Annotated in this window: 6 protein-coding genes; 2 read left to right on the forward strand and 4 right to left on the reverse strand. The window is 59.7% G+C overall.

Going from position 1 to position 2,871, the window contains the following annotated elements; all coding sequences use genetic code 11:
* Positions 1 to 190 precede the first annotated feature (190 nt).
* Complete coding sequence (locus EK23_RS21205) at positions 191 to 1,021, forward strand: hypothetical protein (protein ID WP_052808437.1); 831 nt, start codon at positions 191 to 193, stop codon at positions 1,019 to 1,021.
* 193 nt (positions 1,022 to 1,214) lie between these two features.
* Here the strand turns inward: EK23_RS21205 and EK23_RS21210 are convergent, their stop codons facing one another.
* From EK23_RS21210 to EK23_RS22255, 4 genes are all read right to left on the reverse strand, one after another.
* Positions 1,215 to 1,607, reverse strand: a complete 393-nt coding sequence (locus EK23_RS21210; protein ID WP_045227394.1) for a hypothetical protein — start codon at positions 1,605 to 1,607, stop codon at positions 1,215 to 1,217.
* 112 nt (positions 1,608 to 1,719) lie between these two features.
* The gene (locus tag EK23_RS23820) at positions 1,720 to 1,896 is read right to left on the reverse strand and encodes a hypothetical protein (protein WP_158002575.1); all 177 of its coding nucleotides are present in this window, start codon (positions 1,894 to 1,896) and stop codon (positions 1,720 to 1,722) included.
* Between the two features lie 75 nt (positions 1,897 to 1,971).
* Positions 1,972 to 2,085, reverse strand: a complete 114-nt coding sequence (locus EK23_RS24950) for a WCX domain-containing protein (protein WP_499842565.1) — start codon at positions 2,083 to 2,085, stop codon at positions 1,972 to 1,974.
* Positions 2,086 to 2,100: 15 nt separating this feature from the next.
* On the reverse strand, positions 2,101 to 2,679 hold the full coding sequence (locus tag EK23_RS22255; protein WP_052808438.1) for a WYL domain-containing protein: 579 nt from the start codon (positions 2,677 to 2,679) through the stop codon (positions 2,101 to 2,103).
* Here EK23_RS22255 and EK23_RS24425 point away from each other — a divergent pair.
* Positions 2,678 to 2,871 (forward strand): hypothetical protein (locus tag EK23_RS24425; protein ID WP_235282256.1); only part of this gene is annotated, 194 nt, incomplete at its 3' end. The genes EK23_RS22255 and EK23_RS24425 overlap by 2 nt on opposite strands.

Here is a 2,871-nt window from a genome sequence, read left to right on the forward strand (position 1 = left end):
ACTCCTGCGCTCACGCGCCGTTTCGATGAAGATTCGCACCTCTATCAAAACGGGTAACCCCACCTCGCGGCAAGGAACTCTGTCAGATCAAGTCTAAACTTGTACAGATGAACCCTGGTCCGAAGATAATCCCGTCATCTTCATTGCACACAGCGCGGGCGCCCACACCTGCCTTCAGTTGCAACAGCTTTTGGCGCAAGACTACTGGCAGCGCGGCACCACCGCGCGGTGGGTCGAAGCGATAATCTGTATTTCGGGCGTGCTTAATGGGTCAACCCTGACCTATAACTTGGGATGCGACAAACGCTCTGGACTGCTCACCGGCCCCATCGGTGATTTCATCGGTAGCGGGATTCAGTTGCTGGGAGGGCTGACCAGAGGCCAGGCACGGAACTTTTACGATTGGGGACTCGATCAGTGGATTGATCCCACGAAAGTATCCGGCGGGTCCGATCTGATTACCAAACTGAAGGCCAGCCATTTCGCCAAAGGCCGGGACAATCTGGCCTACGACATGACGCTTAAAGGATCACAAGCAGCGAATCGACGCTTCAAGACCCAAGACGACTGCTATTACCTGTCCATTGTCACCGAGCAAACGTCCAGCATCTTTTTTCCCTACGATCAAACGCCTACTCCGGTCTTGATGAACCTAGTCCTGTGGAGCAGTTCGTTGTATCAAGGGTCCTTCGTGGATTTTGACTCAGATGAATCCCCGCTCGAGGGCTGGGGTTCTGGCGAGCTGACCATTGAAAATTGGCGGGAGAACGATGGTGCCGTCAGTTCCATTTCACAGCGCTTCCCCTTTACCGGCGGGGAACGCAAGCGTGGGGGCGAAGGCATTGCCGGGCGAGAAGCCATCGAGCGCGGCAAGTGGTACTACGAAAAGGCTGAGGCCATTACCGGCGCGAGCTTTGACCATCTGGACGTTGTCTTTGGATACAAAAGCGATCCTGCTCTGGGTGACGCCCACAGAAATCTTTACCGCGTGTTGGCCAATGAGATCTGCCGACTCTCCTGACGATTACCGCGATATCCAGTAACCACAATAGATCCCGAACGCAGTTTACGACGGAGAGATCGACGGTGGCTCGTCGCTTCATCGCGGCGGGACACCCCGGTGGCGCGCTACGGGGAGTGCTATCGAAGCGCCTACGCATGACGCCGCTTCACTTACCCTCAGCGAGATGGGAGCGAAGTAAGTCGATAGAGTATCAGGTCGCGTGATGCACGCCGTTCTCCTCCATGCTCGCAGTCTTCCTGCCATGCCGTGGCGGCAGTTCGTTGGCACGCACGACTTGCAGGAACCAACTCTGCGCATAGAGATATTCCCGGGCGGCCCGAGGGTCATTTAGTCGCTCCGTACCGGCCAGGGTCATGGACGTCTCGTCCAGGGCGACCAGGGTCACGTCCAGCAAGGGCGGAAAGTCGTGGAGGGATTGTCGGCTTCGCGGATCGACTAGTTCGGCGACCCGGATGTGGCGGTTCAGGTCCTGATCCCGCTGCTCCCGTACGTGCAGGATCGCGCGTACCGGCGGCACCATGCAGGAGCGAAAGCGAGGGAGCAACCAACCCTGCTCCCTCAGGCGCCAGACGTCGAACATCATGCTTCGACATTCCTAGACATCGGCAAACCCTCACGTTTCTGCAGAGAGTTGGCCCTTATGACCCTCCTCCCCATGTGAAGCCGCCTGACGCGGTCTTGCCCGCGAGAGAGCCTCACCGCGGTGCACCGCAGGTCATGCGCCGGCGCAGGTAGGTGGGGATGTCGTAGTTCACGCCGTTCTGCCAGGCCGGCCGATAGGGCAGCACCGGGCGCGGTGCGAACCCGGTTTTCCAGCCGCAACCAAAGGCAAGCTTGGCGGCCACAAGGCCTTGCATGAGTCGGTTCAACATGGTCGGTCTCCGTTTTCGGTGGTTGACGGAGACAGTGTACGGAAGCCAGTCGCTCACCACGTGAGCCACTCAAAACTATTTTTGATACAGAGCCGCCAGCCGCTGAGCGACTGCCTGGATTTGCTGGCGCAAGGCCTCGGGTTCCAGGACTTCGACCTGGTCACCGTGGCGCAGGATGTCCATGACCAGTTCCGGGGACTGGGTTTAGGGCAACTTCAGGCAATAGCGGCCTTGCTCATCCGACTGCCCTTGCTGCTGAGGGTGCCAGACTTCGGCCTGCACCCATCGTGAGCGTTCGGGGGTGAAGCGCAGGAGCGCCCACTGCACCTCGGCGCCGGAGAAGATGCCGTAGCCAGCGGCGAGTTCCGCCTCCAGGTATGCGTCGTCCACCTCGAGTGCTGGATCCGGCAAGATCACCACCTGCTCCAGCGCATCGACGGCAAAGCTACGCAGTCCCTCGCGCCAATGACACCAGGCATCCAGGTACCAGTTGTCCCGGTAGTACACCAGCCGCTGCGGGGAGATGTCACGGACAGTGGTTTCGTTATTTGATCGGTTGTAATGGGTCGCTCGAAGCCGTTTTCGCTGAAGCAGGGCCTGGGCGATCTGCGGGAACAGACGTGAGTCACAGCTACGCCGCGCTACAGGTAAGATCCGAACACGCCGCTCAACCGAATCCGGGGAGTGATCGCCCGCCGCCAGGAGCGTGTTCAGGCGTGTCAGCAGGGGCTGGATGTGCGACTCCAGCAATCCCGGCTGGATCTGCGAGAGTAGCTGGCGCATGGACCTCCGAGGCATTGAACCAGAGTCCGGGCAGTTCGTGTCTGGGGACCGCCATCCCGCCATCCGGCTCCTGAAAGCGATAGCCCCGCAGCTGCCAGTCCCAGATGATGGGGGCACCCAGCCGGTCGCGCAGGTATTCCAGGTCCCGCTTGAAGGTGGCGATGGAGACGTTCAGTTCGTCAAGAAAGCGTT

The organism is Methyloterricola oryzae (assembly GCF_000934725.1).
Taxonomy (GTDB): Bacteria; Pseudomonadota; Gammaproteobacteria; order Methylococcales; family Methylococcaceae; genus Methyloterricola; species Methyloterricola oryzae.

Coding starts and splice junctions, on each gene's coding strand:
- EK23_RS21210 (WP_045227394.1), bottom strand. CDS start 1,607: ATGATGTTCGACGTCTGGCGCCTGAGGGAGCAGGGTTGGTTGCTCCCT.
- EK23_RS23820 (WP_158002575.1), bottom strand. CDS start 1,896: ATGTTGAACCGACTCATGCAAGGCCTTGTGGCCGCCAAGCTTGCCTTT.
- EK23_RS22255 (WP_052808438.1), bottom strand. CDS start 2,679: ATGCGCCAGCTACTCTCGCAGATCCAGCCGGGATTGCTGGAGTCGCAC.